Source organism: Acinetobacter lwoffii, from assembly GCF_019048525.1.
Taxonomy (GTDB): domain Bacteria; phylum Pseudomonadota; class Gammaproteobacteria; order Pseudomonadales; family Moraxellaceae; genus Acinetobacter; species Acinetobacter lwoffii_K.
This window is the reverse complement of record NZ_CP077369.1, coordinates 2,622,510-2,640,947: the sequence shown is the minus strand read 5'-3', so window position 1 is coordinate 2,640,947 and position 18,438 is coordinate 2,622,510. Positions and strand designations below refer to the sequence as shown.

Annotated in this window: 23 protein-coding genes; 12 read left to right on the top strand and 11 right to left on the bottom strand. The window is 43.1% G+C overall.

What is annotated here, in order from left to right; genetic code table 11:
* Positions 1-17: 17 nt before the first annotated feature.
* Genes cydB through cydP form a run of 3 tightly spaced genes read right to left on the bottom strand, consistent with a single transcriptional unit; the run spans position 18 to position 2,937 of the window.
* Positions 18-1,163, bottom strand: a complete 1,146-nt coding sequence (cydB, locus tag I6L24_RS12370) for a cytochrome d ubiquinol oxidase subunit II (RefSeq protein ID WP_216986103.1) — start codon at positions 1,161-1,163, stop codon at positions 18-20.
* Positions 1,160-2,746: a cytochrome ubiquinol oxidase subunit I gene (locus tag I6L24_RS12365; protein WP_005252053.1), complete on the bottom strand. Its 1,587-nt coding sequence runs from the start codon at positions 2,744-2,746 to the stop codon at positions 1,160-1,162. Before I6L24_RS12365 ends, cydB begins: the two co-directional genes overlap by 4 nt.
* Positions 2,746-2,937 (bottom strand): cytochrome oxidase putative small subunit CydP, encoded by a 192-nt coding sequence (gene cydP / locus I6L24_RS12360; RefSeq protein WP_004645265.1) that lies wholly within the window; start codon positions 2,935-2,937, stop codon positions 2,746-2,748. The genes I6L24_RS12365 and cydP overlap by 1 nt, the downstream gene beginning before the upstream one ends.
* 393 nt (positions 2,938-3,330) lie before the next feature.
* On the opposite strand from cydP, the gene I6L24_RS12355 reads away from it, so the two are divergent.
* Together I6L24_RS12355 and I6L24_RS12350 are read left to right on the top strand one after the other, a co-directional pair.
* Positions 3,331-3,726 carry a transposase family protein gene (locus I6L24_RS12355; RefSeq protein ID WP_008306679.1) on the top strand — a complete coding sequence of 132 codons (396 nt, stop codon included), beginning with the start codon at positions 3,331-3,333 and terminating at the stop codon, positions 3,724-3,726.
* Positions 3,674-4,144: an IS5/IS1182 family transposase gene (locus I6L24_RS12350; RefSeq protein WP_004809604.1), complete on the top strand. Its 471-nt coding sequence runs from the start codon at positions 3,674-3,676 to the stop codon at positions 4,142-4,144. The genes I6L24_RS12355 and I6L24_RS12350 overlap by 53 nt, the downstream gene beginning before the upstream one ends.
* A gap of 147 nt (positions 4,145-4,291) precedes the next feature.
* On the opposite strand, the gene I6L24_RS12345 is transcribed toward I6L24_RS12350, so the two are convergent.
* The 5 genes from I6L24_RS12345 to I6L24_RS12325 all read right to left on the bottom strand — a co-directional run bounded on the left by I6L24_RS12345 (position 4,292) and on the right by I6L24_RS12325 (position 8,521).
* A complete protein-coding gene (locus tag I6L24_RS12345) occupies positions 4,292-5,344 on the bottom strand; it encodes a porin (RefSeq protein ID WP_216986102.1) in 1,053 nt (350 codons plus the stop codon).
* A 344-nt stretch (positions 5,345-5,688) separates the two neighbouring features.
* Entirely contained in the window at positions 5,689-6,102 is a 414-nt protein-coding gene (locus I6L24_RS12340) for an HIT family protein (protein ID WP_004278705.1), read from the bottom strand.
* A 31-nt stretch (positions 6,103-6,133) separates the two neighbouring features.
* Positions 6,134-6,403 carry a YARHG domain-containing protein gene (locus I6L24_RS12335; RefSeq protein ID WP_004278704.1) on the bottom strand — a complete coding sequence of 90 codons (270 nt, stop codon included), beginning with the start codon at positions 6,401-6,403 and terminating at the stop codon, positions 6,134-6,136.
* An 86-nt stretch (positions 6,404-6,489) separates the two neighbouring features.
* Complete coding sequence (locus I6L24_RS12330) at positions 6,490-7,362, bottom strand: NAD(P)-dependent oxidoreductase (RefSeq protein ID WP_216986101.1); 873 nt, start codon at positions 7,360-7,362, stop codon at positions 6,490-6,492.
* Between the two features lie 61 nt (positions 7,363-7,423).
* Positions 7,424-8,521 (bottom strand): alpha/beta fold hydrolase, encoded by a 1,098-nt coding sequence (locus I6L24_RS12325; RefSeq protein WP_216986100.1) that lies wholly within the window; start codon positions 8,519-8,521, stop codon positions 7,424-7,426.
* 142 nt (positions 8,522-8,663) lie between these two features.
* Here I6L24_RS12325 and I6L24_RS12320 point away from each other — a divergent pair, with 142 nt between their 5' ends.
* The 9 genes from I6L24_RS12320 (at position 8,664) to trpB (ending at position 16,370) form a co-directional block, all read left to right on the top strand.
* Positions 8,664-9,851 (top strand): O-succinylhomoserine sulfhydrylase, encoded by a 1,188-nt coding sequence (locus I6L24_RS12320; RefSeq protein WP_191112109.1) that lies wholly within the window; start codon positions 8,664-8,666, stop codon positions 9,849-9,851.
* A 28-nt stretch (positions 9,852-9,879) separates the two neighbouring features.
* Positions 9,880-10,209: a YbaB/EbfC family nucleoid-associated protein gene (locus I6L24_RS12315; protein WP_004278699.1), complete on the top strand. Its 330-nt coding sequence runs from the start codon at positions 9,880-9,882 to the stop codon at positions 10,207-10,209.
* 13 nt (positions 10,210-10,222) lie between these two features.
* On the top strand, positions 10,223-10,819 hold the full coding sequence (gene recR, locus I6L24_RS12310; protein ID WP_005100074.1) for a recombination mediator RecR: 597 nt from the start codon (positions 10,223-10,225) through the stop codon (positions 10,817-10,819).
* 178 nt (positions 10,820-10,997) lie between these two features.
* Positions 10,998-12,140, top strand: coding sequence for a ribonuclease D (locus I6L24_RS12305; RefSeq protein WP_005247206.1), 1,143 nt, complete (start codon positions 10,998-11,000; stop codon positions 12,138-12,140).
* A gap of 130 nt (positions 12,141-12,270) precedes the next feature.
* Positions 12,271-12,576 carry a YcgL domain-containing protein gene (locus I6L24_RS12300; RefSeq protein ID WP_004278695.1) on the top strand — a complete coding sequence of 102 codons (306 nt, stop codon included), beginning with the start codon at positions 12,271-12,273 and terminating at the stop codon, positions 12,574-12,576.
* A 21-nt stretch (positions 12,577-12,597) separates the two neighbouring features.
* Positions 12,598-12,981: a hypothetical protein gene (locus I6L24_RS12295; protein ID WP_005106668.1), complete on the top strand. Its 384-nt coding sequence runs from the start codon at positions 12,598-12,600 to the stop codon at positions 12,979-12,981.
* A gap of 20 nt (positions 12,982-13,001) precedes the next feature.
* A complete protein-coding gene (locus I6L24_RS12290) occupies positions 13,002-13,853 on the top strand; it encodes an AAA family ATPase (RefSeq protein WP_004278691.1) in 852 nt (283 codons plus the stop codon).
* 13 nt (positions 13,854-13,866) lie between these two features.
* Positions 13,867-15,054 carry a vWA domain-containing protein gene (locus tag I6L24_RS12285; protein ID WP_216986099.1) on the top strand — a complete coding sequence of 396 codons (1,188 nt, stop codon included), beginning with the start codon at positions 13,867-13,869 and terminating at the stop codon, positions 15,052-15,054.
* A 107-nt stretch (positions 15,055-15,161) separates the two neighbouring features.
* Complete coding sequence (trpB, locus tag I6L24_RS12280; protein ID WP_216986098.1) at positions 15,162-16,370, top strand: tryptophan synthase subunit beta; 1,209 nt, start codon at positions 15,162-15,164, stop codon at positions 16,368-16,370.
* A gap of 130 nt (positions 16,371-16,500) precedes the next feature.
* On the opposite strand, the gene I6L24_RS12275 is transcribed toward trpB, so the two are convergent.
* From I6L24_RS12275 to I6L24_RS12265, 3 genes are all read right to left on the bottom strand, one after another.
* Positions 16,501-16,932, bottom strand: coding sequence for a CBS domain-containing protein (locus I6L24_RS12275; RefSeq protein WP_004278688.1), 432 nt, complete (start codon positions 16,930-16,932; stop codon positions 16,501-16,503).
* Between the two features lie 104 nt (positions 16,933-17,036).
* Positions 17,037-17,417 (bottom strand): DUF2750 domain-containing protein, encoded by a 381-nt coding sequence (locus I6L24_RS12270; protein WP_004278687.1) that lies wholly within the window; start codon positions 17,415-17,417, stop codon positions 17,037-17,039.
* Between the two features lie 152 nt (positions 17,418-17,569).
* Entirely contained in the window at positions 17,570-17,803 is a 234-nt protein-coding gene (locus I6L24_RS12265) for an SEL1-like repeat protein (RefSeq protein ID WP_004278686.1), read from the bottom strand.
* Between the two features lie 224 nt (positions 17,804-18,027).
* Here I6L24_RS12265 and I6L24_RS12260 point away from each other — a divergent pair, with 224 nt between their 5' ends.
* A complete protein-coding gene (locus tag I6L24_RS12260) occupies positions 18,028-18,387 on the top strand; it encodes a hypothetical protein (RefSeq protein WP_004278683.1) in 360 nt (119 codons plus the stop codon).
* Positions 18,388-18,438: the final 51 nt, after the last annotated feature.

The following is an 18,438-nucleotide window of genomic DNA, read 5'->3' as shown; positions in this document are numbered from 1 at the left end:
CTCCTTAAGACATAGCCTTAGTACAGGCTATGTGAATTATCTTCAATGTGTTTGTTGGTAATCACGCCCCACATCTTGTAATAACACCAAGTGGTATAGATCAGGATCAGTGGAACAAAGATACAGGCAGCAACGGTCATTACAGTCAGAGTATTTCTACTAGATACCGCATCCCACATGGTCAGACTTGCAACAGGATTAATGCTTGAAGGCATCAGGAAAGGGAACAGGGCAAAACCAGCAGTTAGAATTGCACCGATGACAGCCAGAGATGAACCCAGGAAGCTCAGGCCTGCTTTGTTTTTACCTGCTGCCAAGACAATGATCAAGCCACCCAAAATGCCGGCAATTGGAGCAGCCATTGTGATTGGGTACGTCGAGTAGTTATTCATCCAGCCTGGATTGGCATTGGTCATCACTTCTTTGGCGAGCGGGTTGGCAACACCATTGGTATCAAAAGGTGTAACCAGGGTATAGCCTTGAATACCACCGAAGTACAGCCAAGCGCCTGCAGCCAGGAAGGTAACCAGATAAACCAGACCCATGATTTGTGTTGCTTTGGCAGAACGTTGGCGTAGGTCACCATCTGTACGCAGCATTAACCATGCACCACCATGTGCACATAGCATCGATAAACTGACCAGACCGCATACAATCGCAAACGGATTGAGCAGGGCAAAGAAGCTGCCAGTATAAGTAGAACGTACAGTTTCATCTAAAGTAAATGGTACACCGAGGAACATGTTGCCGAATGCTACACCGAAGACCAATGCAGGCACTGCACCACCAATGGCTAGCCCCCAATCCCATGAATTACGCCATTTGGTATTTTCCAGTTTTGAGCGATAGTCAAAACCGACTGGACGCAGGAATAGGGCAAACAGGACCAGCAACAGTGCCCAGTACATGCCAGAGAAGGCTGTTGCATAGACCATTGGCCAGGCAGCGAATAACGCACCGCCGGCAGTAATAAACCAGACCTGATTACCGTCCCAGTGCGGCGCAATGGTATTGATCGCTGCACGGCGCTCGCTATCATTTTTGCCCACAAATGGCATGATTGCCATAGAGCCCATATCGAAGCCATCGGTGAGGGCAAAGCCAATCAGCAATACGCCGACCAGCACCCACCAAATGATTTTTAATAATTCATATTCGATCATGCTTGAGTCTCCCCATTTGCCTTTTCTGCAGCTGCAAGCTTTTCAAAATGATATTTACCGGTATGCAGTGAGCTTGGGCCAAGACGTGAGAACTTGATCATCAGATACATCTCAATAATCAGTAACACGGTATAGAACGCTGCCAATGCAAGGATTGAACCCCAGACATCACCTGTGCTTAAGCTTGATGCTGAAAGATGCGTCGGTAATACCTCACCAATAGTCCAAGGTTGACGACCTACTTCTGCTACATACCAGCCGGTTTGCGCAGCAACCCAAGGTAAAGGCAGTGCAAATAAAGCAAATTTCAATAACCATGGTTTGTTTTCTGCATTACGTTTGGCTACCGCAAAAGTTGCCAGTGCAAATAAAAGCAACATCAGGAAGCCGGAAGCCACCATGGCACGGAAGGCCCAGAACAGGCTTGGTACGTGTGGAATAGTGTCTTTAGCAGCTGCTTTGATTTGCTCATCAGAGGCATCAACGACATTTGGCGTGTATTTCTTCAGTAGCAGACCGTAGCCTAAGTCTTTTTGGCTTTCTTCAAAAGCAGTTTTCAGTTCTGGAGACTGATCACCAGCACGTAATTTTTCCAGTTGCGAATATGCCACCATACCATTGCGGATACGTGCTTCATGCTGAACCAGCAGGTCTTTAATACCTGTGACTTGTTCAGTCGTAGAGCGTGTAGCAATCAGACCCATCACATAAGGAATTTTCACTGCATAATCTGTAGTCATGGTTTCCTTATTCGGGATACCAAACAAAGTAAATGGCGCAGGCGCAGGGTGAGTATCCCATTCGGCTTCAATTGCTGCTAGTTTAGTTTTTTGTACATCGCCCAGCTCATAACCTGATTCATCACCCAGTAAAATCACTGAAAGTGTAGAAGCAAGCCCGAAGATGGCTGCAATGGCAAAAGAACGGCGTGCAAAAGGTAGGTCACGTTTTTTCAGCATGTAGTAACTTGAAATAGCCAGTACGAAGATGGCACCTGTGACATAACCCGCAGATACGGTATGCACAAATTTAACCTGAGCGACCGGGTTAAAGATCAGTGCAGCAAAGTCCACCATTTCCATACGCATGGTTTCATAGTTAAATGCCGAACCGACCGGGTTTTGCATCCAGCCATTGGCGACCAGAATCCAGAGTGCGGACATGTTCGAGCCTAAAGCTACCAGCCAGGTTACGGCCAGATGTTGCACTTTGGAAAGACGATCCCAACCAAAGAAGAACAAGCCAATAAACGTCGATTCAAGGAAGAAGGCCATCAAACCTTCAATCGCCAGCGGTGCACCAAAAATATCACCGACATAATGCGAGTAATACGCCCAGTTGGTTCCGAACTGGAATTCCATGGTCAGGCCTGTGGTTACCCCTAAGGCAAAGTTAATACCAAACAGTTTTCCCCAGAACTTGGTCATGTCTTTATAGATTTCTTTGCCGGAAATCACATAGGTGGTTTCCATAATGGCAAGCAGAAATGCCAGACCTAGCGTTAGTGGAACAAAAATAAAGTGATACATCGCGGTCATGGCGAACTGGAACCGCGAGAGATCGACCACGCTTTCAGAAATCATCAACGTGTCTCCTGGATTTGGGAAGGATTGCCGGCGATACGCTCGGCGACTTGGTTATCAAAATTTTTAGGAATCGTAGGCGCATCAAACCAGATATTTTTAATTATCATCAGTAAAATAACCTTGATAATTAAAATGGCGGTTATTTCTCTAACCACTCTCTGGTTTAGATTTTTGGGAACTAAGCTCATTCGACTAAGCCTGTTATATGACTTGTTGTATATTATTAATCTATTGTAACTAAAAAATAAATAGACGATACAGTTTAAATAAATATATATTTACAAGTATCTGAAAATAATAAATATATATTTATATGAGTTAAAATTTATTCTAAATATTTTTTATTATTTTATGTAATTTTATTGGTTTTTAAATCCGACTAAAATGCTTATATTTCTATATTAGAATGTAGATTATTTTAGTTGGATTAATATTTTTTAATCTGATTAAAATGCTTGGTTTTAAAATAAAGAATAAAATTAATCAAACTAAATTAGATCTCTTTCATAAATCAAAAAACGATCTTCTTTTTGGTTAATATTTGCACTCCGGATTTCTTAGCATTCGTGCATAATCTGCGGATGAAATACATCGATTCAAACAAGCTCTCTGATCCTCAGTTCAAGCGATACACAGGCATCTCATGGTCAACTTTCTATTTGATGGTTGAGCAATTGCAGAAGCATGTCTCTGCCAAAGGCAGACCGCCCAAGTTAAGCCTGGAGGATCAGGTTCTGCTCTGTCTGAGCTATTGGCGGGAATACCGAACCTTATTTCACGTTGCGACGAGTTACGGGGTTTCAGAGCCCACAGCCTCAAGAATTGTCCGTCATGTTGAAGACTGCCTGATTCGGTCCAATCTGTTTAATTTACCCAAAGATTTACCCGAGGGCGAAGGCATCGACTGGAATGTTGTGATCGTGGATGCCACGGAAATTCCAATCCAAAGGCCTAAAAAAACAGAAGAAAAGCTATAGCGGCAAGAAAAAGACCCATACCTTTAAAGTACAGGCCATGATTCACTACAAAACTCAGCAAATTCTGAGTTTATGTACCAGTCGCGGTGCAGTGCATGATTTCGAGTTGTTCAAACGCAATTTAAACCAGATTCCTTTTGGGGCTTTTATCCTTGCAGATAAAGGCTATCAGGGGATTTATGTGTTGTATCCGAATAGCCTGTTGCCATTAAAAGCCAAAAGACACTGTAAATTGGATCCTGAATTGAAAATCTATAATCAAGAAATCAATAAAAGAAGAATCGGAATTGAGCATGTATTTGGCAGCCTGAAAACCTTCAAAATCCTTGCTGAGCGTTATCGAAATAGAGGTAAAAGGCTTGGTTTGAGATTCAATTTAATCGCTGGAATCTACAACTTGGAACTGAGCAAAAAATGATTTATGAAAGAGGTCTATTGGTTGGTTTTATAAGGGTTGAATATCAGTATCGTAATCTTTCTCATCATTTTATATTGATAAAAAACACGCCAAAAAAAGAACATGCTGGAAACATGTTCTTTTTAAGCTTTGTGAGGGGGACTGGACTTAGAAGTCGTAACGCATGCCTAGGGAAAGACCTAAGCTATCTTCACCGCGTGCGCCACCTACGGCATTGGTACGACCTTGTGCCCAAGGGGTAAGGTTTGAGTTTTCATCATTTAGTACAGTTGCTATGTTGCCATAAACGCGGACTGTTGGATCTAAACGGTGCTCAAGTCCGATTGCCAGTAAAGTTGCATTTGCATCATCAGCATCGACATCGCGGTGGAATACTTCACCACGGAATGAGGTTTTTGGTGCAAATTTATATTCACCGGCTACACCAAACACTTGTGCATCTGGGTTTGCTTCAGAATTATCGTGTTGAAGGAATTGGTATAAACCACCCAAGTTGAATTCAGGTGTGATTTTGTAAGCACCTGCGATACGGAAACCGTCGCGCTCACCACGGGCAGCTTCTTCTTCATAGTGTTCATAGGCAGCAGCGAAATCAACTTTACCTTCTTTATAGGTTAAAGCGAGGTCGTAAGCTTTATCTTTGTCTTTAGCGCCATCTTTAGTGGCATCCGGGCTATTTGTTTCATGTAGTGACATCGCACCTAATACGTTGAAACCGCCACCAAATTTTGGTGATTTATATTCAATGGTATTGGCATTACGTTCATCAAAACGCAGGTTGCCTACACGCGTAACGTTACGAACGTCACCGACCATATCACCAAAGAAGTTGACCGGGCCACGTGCTACTTTGAATGGGCTGTCAAAACGGCCGATACGCGCTTGACCAAAATCACCTTTTAAACCAACAAAAGTATCGCGAGTTGCAAATTCAACATCATCATTTGCAGAACCACTTGCAAAGTTAATTTCCTGTTCGATTTGACCAAATACAGTCATACCATTTTCTAGTTTTTGTTCAGCTTTAAAGCCTAGGCGTGAAGAGTTTGAAGAAAGACCTACTTCGTTATAATCCTGGCCATCATCCAGATAATCTAAAGAAACGTGTGCACGACCATACACTTTAACATCAGCAGCAGCTGCCATCACTGGTGTTAAAATTGTTGCCCCGATTGCTAATGCAGATAACGTTTTTTTCATGTGTTGCTCCAATAAAGACTTTTTTATTCATCGTCTTAAAAACAAGTTTCAGTATTGTTTTGAAACATCTACTGCTCTATTGGTGCCAAGTATTCATTACAAATAAGTCAATATGATTAAGGAAATATTTCAGAAATATTAAAGACAATCATTGTCTTATTTTTTATAGGATTATGATTGGGGTAAGCAGGATTGATGCAAATACAGCTAAGCTCGGTGTTTGCTGCAAAACTTAAAAATAGGCTAGGTGACTTTTACTGATATTTTATTGGCTTAATCAAGAGTGAAATACATTAGACATAAAAAATGGAGCCGAGGCTCCATTTTTAGGTATTAAGAATAGCTTAAAGGGCAGCTTTAATTTTCTCAGCCAGCGCTTTAATTTTTTCCTGGTCGCCCATTTGTGCTGCATGTTTGCCCAGATTGTGCAAAGAGGTAGGAACCAGATGGAAATGTACGTGTGGTACGGTCTGACCCGCTGCTGCCCCTGATAATTGCATCAGCACGATACCGTCCACACCTAAACCTTTTTCAATGGCTTTTGCAACTTTCTGTACGATCTGAATCGTATAGGCTGCAGCTTCAGGTGGTAGATCCAGTAAAGTGATCGCCGGAGTTTTCGGAACCACCAGAGTATGACCTTCTGCCTGAGGCATGATGTCCATAAATGCAAGAACCTGGTCGTCTTCATACACTTTTATCGCAGGAAGTTCACCGCGTAGAATTCGTGCAAAAATATTCTGATCATCATAAGTCATAAGTATATTCCTTGAGCGTCATTAAACTGAATTATTTACAGTTCAATTCTTTCTGACGATCTTTGATCGCGTCAAGACGTTGTTGCTCTTTTTCCGAGAATTTTGGCTTGGTTGTATAGCAATTGTCATTACCAAACTTGGCTTTTGCTTCAGGATCTTTGAAACAGAAACCTTTAGACGCATAAATCACGTCATGATCATTTTTTAATTTTTTGCACTCTTGTTCAGATGCAAGAACCGATGTTGAAGCCCCGAACAAAGTTGCAAAGCCAATCAATGCTGCAACAGAAAATTTCTTCATGAGAGTTTCCTCTGGGTTATCCACTATATGTGCCTGCCTACTAGTCACAATATGAGGTTTCGTTATCATTATTCAATGGCGAGATATTACTCGATGGTAATATTACTCCATGATTCATACATTTTCACAGCACTGGAAAAATCACTGTTTTTATCCGACAGATCGCTGGCCGCCTGAATCAGATTCTGGGTCAACGAGAGCACAGGCGCAGAAAGTTTGGCTTCACGCGCAAGGTCGATTGCGATACCTGTATCTTTGGCCAAGAGTGGCAGGGCAAAGGTTACAGGAAAACTGCGATTTAAAATACGCTGTGGTAATACGGTTTCAGTCACCATACTTTTACCACTTGAAGCATTAATACAATCCAGCGCTTCATGAAGGTTTACCCCATGCGCTTTCAGTGTAGTAAAGCCTTCTGCGACGGCACACAGGTTTACAGCCATTAACATATTATTTACGGCCTTCACTGCAAAACCCGCGCCAGATTCACCGACATGCTTGATCAGCTTGCCAAAAGCCTGCATCGCAGGAAGGGCTTTTTCATAACCCTGCACATTACCGCCTACCATCACGGTTAAAGTACCATTTTCAGCACCAACGGTTTGGCCACTGACCGGTGCATCCAGAAAGATTACCCCCTGTTCAGCCAGTTGTGCTGCCAGTTTTTGAGCAGAATCTGGTACACCACTGGTGCAGTCGACCCAGACTGAACCGGATTTAAGCGGTAAATTTTCCAGAAGTTGTTCTACATCGGCACTGGTGGGCAGGCAGGAAAAAATCACATCTGCCTGTGCGGCCTGTTCCAAGGTTACGGCCTGGGTGCCATATTCAGCAGCATGTTGCTCTGCCTTGTTAAAGCTGCGGTTCCAGACGTAGACCGTATCAAAATGCTTGGGTAAATGTGCTGCCATACGAAAACCCATTGCACCTAAGCCGATAAATGCCACTGACTGAATCATGCTGTACCCTCTGAATATGTTTAAATCTATTTAATATTTTTTCTGGTGCGGGGAATCTACACTAAGCATCAAGACGTGTAGAGCGCTGCATCAGCCAGGTCGTCATTTTTGGCCAGAATGTATTTGCTGTTTTCTGGTTCGACATGAGTCCAAGATGACCACCCGGTATAAGAGTAAACGTCTTATCCTGGCTACTTGTCAATTCCATCAAAGGCTTAGCTGACTGTTCTGTGACAATCTGATCGGTTTGACCTGCACCCACCAATAGGGAGCAACTGATATTTTTAAGATCAATGATACGACCATTCAAAGTGATAGAACCCTGTTTTAAAGGATTTTGCAGCCATAAATGCAGCACCATGTCCTGATTAATCCCACCTGGATAATCAATCATCTTGTTCAGGAAATTCCCCATGGTGGCGTGTTCATAGACATCTTCGACATGATCCAGATTTAACAGAAACTGTTTCTGGCTTTTGAGCCAGCCAATCGGATCGAGTAATTTAAAGCCCAAGGCATTTACAATACCCGGCGTATGAATATATTGCTTTGGAATCAGTCCTTGATGAATGGCCTGTTGCAGATTTTTGTTTTTAGAGATCAGTTTATTGGTCGTAGAAAAAAGTTTACCGACACGTCCTGACGCATAACTGTCGATAGGACTGCCCACCACGATCAGATTCTTGACATGTTCAGGCGAATGCAGGGCTGTATAGAGCGTGACAAACACCCCAGCCATACTCCAGCCGTGTAAGGAAATGAACTGACTGCCTGAATGCTTGCAGATGGTTTCAATGGATTGAGGAATGGCTGCATCGATAAAAGATAAAAAATTCAGGTGACGGTGCTTAAAGTTAAAGCGTTTCCATTCCACCAGATAGACATCAAAACCGCTATGCTGAAAATGCTTGACCAGAGAGCGATAAGGATACAGATCATAGATATCCATATTAATGGCTAACGGTGCGATGAAAACCAGAGGCTCCTTATATTTTTTCTCAGGTGAAGCGTAATAACGAATCTTGCAAAACTCGGTGCCGGCAATATATTCAAAAGGGTTTTTTTGCGACAGGATCAGTGAGGAGGCATTAAACACCCGGGTGCTGAGGTGTTTCAATTTTTTTTGCTGGCGCTGAAAGTTTTGTTTTAACTGAATCATGTAAATAAAATATCCGTATCCGCGGGAGGATTGATCGAAGTCTAAGCAATAATCGCTTATTATGCCTTGACCTGAAATAGCTTAGGCGCTCAAAATGTTGGCAAATTTTTACAAAAGGCAGCCTGAGGGCTGAGGTAAAGCGATGAGCCAGCAAGACGATATTTCTTACCAATTAGAAACTTTAGCCATTCGTACCGGTCATACCCGCACTTTTGAAGGTGAGCATGGCGAACCGATTTTTCTAACATCGTCCTTTGTTTATGAAAATGCTGCAGAAGCCGCAGCCAAATTCTCAGGCCAGGAACCGGGCAATATCTATTCTCGCTTTACCAATCCGACCGTTGCCATGTTTGAAAAGCGTCTGGCTGCACTTGAAGGTGCAGAACGCGCCGTCGCCACCAGTTCGGGTATGGCAGCCATTATGGCAGTGATGATGGCTTTTTTAAAAGCAGGCGATCATGTGATTTGTTCACGTGCAGTCTTCGGTTCTACGGTTTCCATGTTTGAAAAATATGTCGCAAAATTTGGCGTCAGCGTTGATTTCGTTGATTTGACCGATCTTGATGCATGGAAAAATGCCATCAAGCCTGAAACAAAAATTCTCTTTGTTGAATCTCCATCGAATCCTTTAGCGGAAGTAGCCGATATACAGGGACTCGCTGATATTGCGCATGCCAATGATGCTTTACTGGCGATTGATAACAGCTTCTGTACACCAGTGTTACAACAACCAATCAAATTTGGTGCAGACCTGGTAGTGTATTCTGCGACTAAATATCTGGATGGTCAGGGCCGCGCCTTGGGTGGTGCTGTCGTAGGTAATCACAAGTTACTAGAAGAAATCTTCGGCTACGTGCGTACCACAGGCCCGTCAATGAGCCCATTCAATGCTTGGGTCTTCCTGAAAGGCTTGGAGACACTACGTTTGCGTATGCGTGAACATTCAGCAAATGCTCAGCAACTGGCTGAATTTTTGAATCAGCATCCAAAAGTAGAAAAAGTATATTATGCGGGCCTGCCTGAGCATGTCGGTCATGAACTGGCAGCAAAACAGCAGAGCGGTTTTGGCGGTATTGTGTCTTTTGAAGTCAAAGGTGGCCGTGAGGAAGCGTGGACTGTCATTGACAATACCCAGTTTATCTCGATTACCGGCAATCTGGGCGATGTAAAATCGACTATTACCCATCCGGCGACCACGACACACGGTAAATTGTCGCCTGAAGCCAAAGAAGCCGCTGGTATTCGTGAAGGTTTAATTCGCGTATCTGTTGGTTTGGAAGAGATTGGTGATATTATCCAGGATATTCGTCGCGGTTTAGACCTGATTTAATTTTATAAATTTATGTTCGGAGATATTTATGAACATTAACATGTTGATGCAGCAAGCTCAGCGCATGCAGAAAGAAGTTGAAAATAACGTAAAAAAAGCCAAAGAAGAGCTTGCGCAAACTGAAGTGCATGCCGAGGCGGGTGGTGGTCTAGTGAAAGTAACCATGACTTGCCGTAACGTGGTGAAACGTATCGAAATCAATCCTGAATTACTTCAGGATGATCCAGACATGATTGAAGACCTGATTGCAGCTGCAATGAATGATGCAGCACGTCAGGCAGAAGTGGTATCTGACGAAAGAATGAAAGCAGCAAACTCAGGCATGGGTTTGCCGCCTGGTCTTGCAGGTATGTTCTAAGGAAGAATGCGCAATGTTTAGTGATCGTTTTGATCAACTCGTTCAAGCATTACGCATTTTGCCAAGCGTTGGGCCGAAATCGGCTCAACGTATGGCATTGCATATGATCATGAAAAATCGTGAGGGTGCTATTGGTCTGGCACATGCGCTGACTGAGGCAACCAATCACATTCATGAATGTTCAGTCTGTCATTCTCTGACCGAAGACGAAGTCTGCAATATTTGCAGCTCTCTGGATCGTGATGATGAACTGCTCTGTGTAGTGGAATCACCTGCAGATGTCATGGCGATTGAGCAAAGTGGTAGTTTCAGAGGTAAATATCATGTATTGGGCGGACATTTATCGCCACTGGATGGTATTGGTCCCGAAGAAATCGGTATTCCGTACTTATTGCATCGTTTGGCCAATGGTCAGGTGAAAGAAGTGATTCTGGCAACCAATGCCACGGTAGAAGGTCAGGCTACGGCGCATTATCTGGTTGAGGCCAGTAAGCATTTGCCGATCCAGATGACCCGAATTGCCCAGGGCGTACCACAAGGTGGTGAGCTGGAATATGTCGACAGTCATACCTTGAGTCAGGCAGTACATAACCGGATGCGCATGAAGTAAGCTAAGCTTAAATATCTTGTTAGTTTTAATATAAAAAAGATATTAATTAGAATATAAATCCTGATAAGTAAGCGCCATTTTTTAGGAAATAGGGCAGAATTGACGTTATTTTTTATACAAAAATTCTATAGATCAGTTAATATGGATCTATCGAGAATCTAATCTTAGACTCAGTTCTATGTTTCAATTTATTCAACATCAAAACGACTTAACTCATGTACTGAAGCTGATGGATCAGAATTCAGTGTATGGGCTGGATACCGAGTTTATCAAGGTTGATACCTTATGGCCTAAGCTGGGTGTTTTTCAGATTAACGTAGACAATAAGGTCTATTTGTTGGATGGAACCACGCTAGATCTGACTGAGTTCCTTAATAAAATTTTTAACGCACAGCAGAATATTTTTCATGCCTGTAGTGAAGATATCGATCTGATCTATCACTATACCCAGAAGAAATCGCTGAGTAATGTGTTTGATACCCAGGTCGGCATGTCATTTTTGGGGCATGGTCTGCAAGTCAGCTATCAAAATGCGCTGAAGCAGATGTTGGAAGTCGATATCGAAAAAGACCAGACCCGTTCTGACTGGCTGGCGCGTCCACTCAGTTCCGAACAGTTGCTCTATGCTGCCAATGATGTGCATTATCTGGTGCAACTGTCAGAGAAAATCAAACGGGATCTGGAGTCGAAAGATCTGCTGGATTTTGCCTTGCAAGATTGCCGTTTTCTGACTCAGGAAATTGGCGAAGATACCCCAACTGCCTTGTTGTATCAGGATGTCGGCAATTACCGGCATTCACGCCGTCAGCTGATGCAATTGCAGCAATTAATGGTTTGGCGTGATCAGATTGCCAAAGCACTGAATCAGCCACGCAGTTTCATTTTGAAAAATGCCAGCATGATTGATCTGGTGGAAAAATTCCCGCGCAATAATTTCCAGCTGAGTCATGTGAAAGACATTCGTTCGAATGTGGTTCGTGAGCATGGTAAAACGATTTTAGATTTACTGAAATTCCTGCCGGAGCCGGCAAATTGGCCTTTACGTCTGGCACGTCCAATTCGCCATTCTTCCAAAGATATTGGCGAAAAAATTGACTCAATTATTCAGAATGTCGTCAATGAAACCTCAATTCCTAAAGAAGTCCTGATGCGTAAGAAATGGCTGAATGCCTTGTATCAACATGTGGTCTTTCATAAGGACGAGCAGGATCTGCCGGATTATCTGCTTGGCTGGCGCTATGAGTTATTGACTCAGCCACTGATTCAGGTATTGCATCAGGATGAATCTTATCTGTCTACCCAGATGAAAGTCAGCGAGTGATTGGCTACAGGATTGGTTAAAGAAAAAGCAATTATACAAAATCACGACTGATGCATGAGACGTGGCTAATGTTTCTGTCTTTTTTTTGATGTATCCTTGCGGTTGTTTTTCCAGAAAAGTCGTTTGAAATATGCAAGTGTCTATCTACAAATCCAGCAAAAAAAGTGAAATGTATCTGTATGTGGCGCGTCCTGCGAATGAAAGCGAAGCTGAAACATTCGAACCTTTAAGCGTATTGACTGAAGCAGTACAGGCAGCATTTGGACGTGCGACTTTTGTCATGCATCTTGAATTAAGCGAATCCCGTAAACTGGCACGTGCCAATGTCTTGCATGTCATGGATTCTATTGAAACCCGCGGTTTCTTCCTGCAAATGCCGCCAGAAGGCTTGATTGATCCAAACGCTGTGGCACCAGAAGGTTTACGCGGTGCTTAATGTTAATTCAGGAGTTGTGAAATGAATGGTTATGTGGCTGTATTAGACTCAATTCCTGAACAGAGCATTGCCGTTGCAGTTTATCTGCTCGGCAGCCTGATTGCTTTATGGTGCTGGTATGGCGTGACCAAGCGTCTGCCTAAACCCATGGGCGGTTTTTTGTGGATTGTAGCCTTTGCCATTCTGCTAACACCGACGGTATCCGAGGGGGCGAATGCATCCATTGCACCCGCGATCTTCGGTCTGTTATTTGGGGTGCTGACCAAAGAGCAGTCCCTGGTTTGGATTAATGCGTCACTTATTTTATTTGTTATTGGGATTGGATCTGTGATTGGCTATTGCTGGTCGACCTATGTGTCGAACAAAAGTAATATTCGTGTTCACGAGAAAAGTTCACCGCTGTAAGTAAAAAATAAGGTTCAATCATGTCTGCTGATATTCAACAATTTTCAGGTACCGATCAGTACATTGCGACTGACAGTTTAAAACTTGCGGTGAAAGCTGCACGCAGTTTGCAAAAACCATTGCTGGTCAAAGGTGAGCCGGGTACAGGTAAGACTTTGCTGGCCGAGCAAGTTGCAGAAAGTCTGGGTTTGAAGCTGATCACCTGGCACATCAAGTCCACTACCAAAGCACAACAAGGCCTGTATGAATACGATGCCGTATCCCGCTTGCGCGATAGTCAGTTGGGTGATGACCGTGTCTATGACATCAAGAACTACATCAAGCCGGGTAAATTATGGGAAGCGTTTACCAGTGAAGAGCGCTGTGTCCTGTTGATTGATGAAATTGATAAGGCAGACATCGAGTTTCCAAATGACTTGCTGCATGAACTCGATAAAATGTCGTTCTATGTGTACGAGACTGGCGAAACCATTACGGCAACTCAGCGCCCAATCGTGATCATTACCTCAAATAATGAAAAAGAATTGCCAGATGCTTTCCTGCGTCGTTGCTTCTTCCATTACATCGAATTCCCGGATGAAGCCACCATGCGTGAAATCATCGATGTGCATTTTGCCAATATCTCGACCACATTGGTCAATGAGGCTTTGCAAGTCTTCTTTAAATTACGTCAGATTCCGGGTTTAAAAAAACCACCTTCAACTTCTGAACTGATCGACTGGCTCAGCCTGCTTATGGCTGACGACATGCCGGAAGATATTCTGCGCAATACTGATAAATCCAAAGCAATTCCGCCCCTGTACGGCGCATTAATCAAGAATGAGCAAGATGTGCAGTTGCTCGAACGTCTAGCATTTATGTCACGTCGTTAAGGGAGAAACACGCATGTTTGTGCGACTGTTTTATACCTTACGCAAATACGGCGTGCCGGTATCGACTCGTGAGCTGATTGACCTGAATCAGGCGGTTGCTGCAGGTCTGGTGTTTGCCGATCAGGATGAATTCTATCAGCTGGCCAAAACCGTCATGGTCAAGGACGAGCGCTATTTCGATAAGTTCGATCGTGCTATGAAAGACTATTTTGATGGTATCGCGACCTTTGATCTGGATGAGCTGCTGAATCAGGTGCATAAGCTGCCCAAAGACTGGTTCGATCTCGAATTACTCGAGAAGCATCTGACCCCGGAGCAGCGCGAAGAGCTGAAAAAAGCCGGATCGCTGGAAGAACTGATGAAAATGCTGGAAGAGCGTCTGCGCGAACAGCATAAAAAACATCAGGGTGGCAACAAGATGATGGGTACCGGTGGCACTTCACCCTTTGGTGCCTATGGCGATCATCCTGAAGGTGTGCGTATTGGCGGGCCGGGGCGTAAGCGTTCTGCGGTGAAAGTCTGGGAACAGCGCCAATATCGAAATCTGGACGATGAACAGATTTTGGGTAGCCGCCAGATGCAGATGGCATTGCGCCGTCTACGAAAATTTGCCCGTCAGGGTGCTGCTGAAGAACTGGATATTGACGGGACGATTCGTGAAACGGCCAAGCAGGGCATTCTGGATGTACAATTGGTACCGGAGCGTCGTAACCGCATCAAAGTTTTAATGCTGTTCGATGTCGGTGGTTCGATGGATGCGCATATTGCCCAGTGTGAAAAGTTGTTCAGTGCTGCGAAAACCGAATTCAAAACCCTGGAATATTTTTATTTCCATAACTGTCTGTATGACTATGTCTGGAAAGACAATGTCCGTCGTTCCAGTTCACGCATCAATACCTGGGATTTGTTCAATACCTATGGCCGTGATTACCGCGTGATTGTGGTCGGAGATGCCAGTATGGCGCCGTATGAGCTGAATTCTGTCGGTGGTTCGGTTGAATATATGAATGATGAAGCTGGACAGGTCTGGTTACAGCGTCTGCGTCAGCATTTTGATAAAACTGCCTGGCTGAATCCGGAAGAAGAAAAATACTGGCATTACACCCATACCATTGGTCTGATCCAGCAGATATTTGAAAATCATATGTTTCCAATGACGCTGAAAGGCATTGAAGACATGACCAAATATCTGGCGCGTTAATTCCATTTATCTATAAGTGACTTTAGTTAGAGTTATTAGTGATTTCAAACAAATTATTCTAGTATAAAGTCACTCATTATCTCTTATTTAAAATTTCAGGCATCATTATGGCTCATCAAATTAATGGTATTGCGTTACCAAATGAAGAGGGTTTTTTTGGTCAATATGGCGGTCAGTTTATTCCACCCGATCTGAAACAGGCCATGGATGATATTAATGTGGCCTATCAGGAAATTCGTCAGACTGAAGAATTTCAGAATGAATTGAAAGACCTATTTGCTCATTATGTCGGTCGTCCAAGTCCACTATTTCATGCCAAACGTCTTTCTGAACAGCTCGGTGGAGCCCAGATTTATTTGAAACGTGAAGATCTGAACCATACTGGCGCGCACAAGATTAATCATTGCCTAGGTGAAGCACTACTGGCCAAATATATGGGCAAGACCAAAGTCATCGCAGAAACTGGTGCCGGCCAGCATGGTGTTGCTTTGGCAACTGCATGTGCCTTGGTGGGTATTCCGTGTGAAATTCATATGGGGCAGGTGGATATCGAAAAAGAGCATCCAAACGTCGTCAAGATGAAAATTCTGGGTGCCAAGCTGATTTCTGTGACTCGCGGTACAGCCACACTCAAAGATGCAGTCGACAGTGCTTTTGAAGAATATTTGAAAGATCCGAAAAATTACATCTATGCTATCGGTTCGGTGGTTGGACCGCATCCATTTCCGATGATGGTTCGTGATTTTCAGTCGATTATTGGTGATGAAATTAAAGTTCAGGCCAATGAACGTTTTGGTGCAAATCCTGATTATGTCGTTGCCTGTGTCGGTGGCGGTTCTAATGCAGTGGGCGCATTCACTGCATTTTTAAATGAACCAGATGTGAAACTGGTAGGCGTTGAGCCGGCAGGTCATGGTCTGGATACTGACAAGCACTCAGCAACATTGACTTTAGGTAAACCGAGCCAGTTACATGGGATGGCCTGTTATGTGCTTGAAGATGAACAAGGCGAGCCATTGCCAGTGCATTCAATTGCTTCTGGTCTGGATTATCCGGGTGTGGGGCCGCAGCATAGCTTGCTTAAAGATTTGGGTCGGGTTGAGTATACGACTGCAACCGATCAGGAATGTCTGGATGCATTCATGACCCTTTCACGTGTAGAAGGAATTGTTCCTGCACTAGAAAGTTCGCATGCGGTGGCTTGGGCCATTCGTGAAGCGGGTAAATTGCCAAAAGATACCAAGATTGTGGTGAACTTATCGGGTCGTGGTGATAAAGACACAGATTACGTCGCAGAAAAATTAGGTCTAAACTGATTTTATTCAGAATGTTCATATAAAAAAATCCCGATACACGTACCGGGATTTTTTATGCATCAGATATAAAACTTTATCTTGGTGTCACTTAAGTGATCTTCAAATGCCTTAGAGAAAGCTAGATGATGTTTTAACCTGAGATATATTGCTGTAACTGTTCAATCAATTTACGTTGGTCATCCATGGCGGCCTTGACCAAATCCCCAATTGAAATCAGACCGATCAGTTTTTCATGTTCGACCACGGGTAAGTGGCGTAGGTGGCGTTCAGTCATCAGAGATAAACAGTCTTCTACGCTAGTAGCTGTATTTACGGTAATCACTTTAGAGGTCATGATCTCATTAACAGTGGTGTCGAATGAGGTTCTTTGCATCAGGGCGATCTTACGCGTGTAATCCCGCTCTGACAAAATCCCCACCACATTGTCTTCATGGGTTACCACAAGCGCCCCGATTCCTTTATCCGCCATCAAGGTGATGGCTTCTAAAACAGTAGAATCTGGACGGATGGTATAAATAGCTTGATGCATTTTTTCACTGAGCACCTGTGCCACATTGGTCATGCTTAATCATCCTTATTGGTCAATTTATTATTAATCCTAGAGTATGTATTCAACCTGAACATCTCTAAGTGTTTAGGTTTTAGTCTTTATAAATAGCATGTTATTTAAGCAATGTGCAGTCTTTGTTGCGAAAAAAACAGATGACGCATCTGTGCAGCAGTCAGTTTGAGTTTGGTTCCATTGGTGTTGAACAGCGCTGGCGTAACATTCAGTCGCGACAGGGTCGGCAATAACGCATTTTCAAAATCTTCAGAATTGATTTTACGTGGAATGTAATCCGGCCAATGTTGCTGGGCATAATTTTTAGCATCCAGCGGATTGAGCCAGAATGGAAAGATACAATCTTCCTGGTCACGCATCATCGCCCAGCCTTGGTGATATGCGCCCCATAGCTCGCCACAATTCATCAAAGATTTAAGCATCGTGATCTTTAACAGAAAGTTTTTGCAGATCGGATCAATTTGAATAATTTTTCGTGGTTTCATTAGAATAAAGTGCTATTGGAGTTCAGGCTCTATTCTAGGAACTTTATATGAAATTACTGTTTCAGCTTTGCAAGGATTCGTAAGAAAATATGTATTGATTGCTATTTATTGAAAAAAGGGCTGAAAAAAAACGCCACCTAGGTGACGTTTCTTTATGCTTGCATGGTGGCCATGTTTTGCCAGTACTGGGCTTTGAGTGAATCTCGTTCTACACGGAAACCTTGATAATAAAGTTCTGCTAAAAAGAGCGCTGCTTTACCATGGCCTGCACGAGCGGCTTCTTCAAGCTGTTTTACCGCATCAGCAAAGTTCATTTGCGATTGAATGGTATTCACGGCATCTGCGTACAGATGTTCCAGATCGTGTTGAGAGAGTTGTTGTATCATATAAAAACTCCTTAATTTTAATTATGATTACAGGATAGACTATTTAGTCTAAATACAAATATAAATTAGTATTGTTAAACTAATATTACAAAATAATGGAAAAGTCAACTATTCGATTTTATTTGTTTACTTCAGTTATAGTTTAACTGATTAAACTATACACAACTATAAATATTATTAAGCTACATTGTAAATCGATAGCAAACAATAAGGAGAAGGCCATGATGACAAGAACTTTAGATGGTGTGAAATTTGATATGCCTCCGACTGCAGGTCAAATTATGGAACTTGCCGATTTGCATCGTAAAAAACTCGATCAAGCTATATTTAGTAAATATACCCATCTAGGCGATTATGGGCTGGCACAACGTAAAGAAGTCTACGACTTTACCCGGGCGCTGGACGAAAACCAGCGTGAGCAGTTTTATAAACTCTATAATGGTGAGCTGGTCCGCATTGCAGATGAGGATCGCTTACATCCGCCTGAAGCAGAAGCCGGTTTAAGTAAATTTGCAATTGCACTAGTATTACTTGTTGTTGCATTGGTGCTGTATTCAACAATTATTACTAGAATAATGAATTAATGCCCAAAATAGCAGGATTCAGCTCTTGTGAATATTCAGTGCGCTGACTTG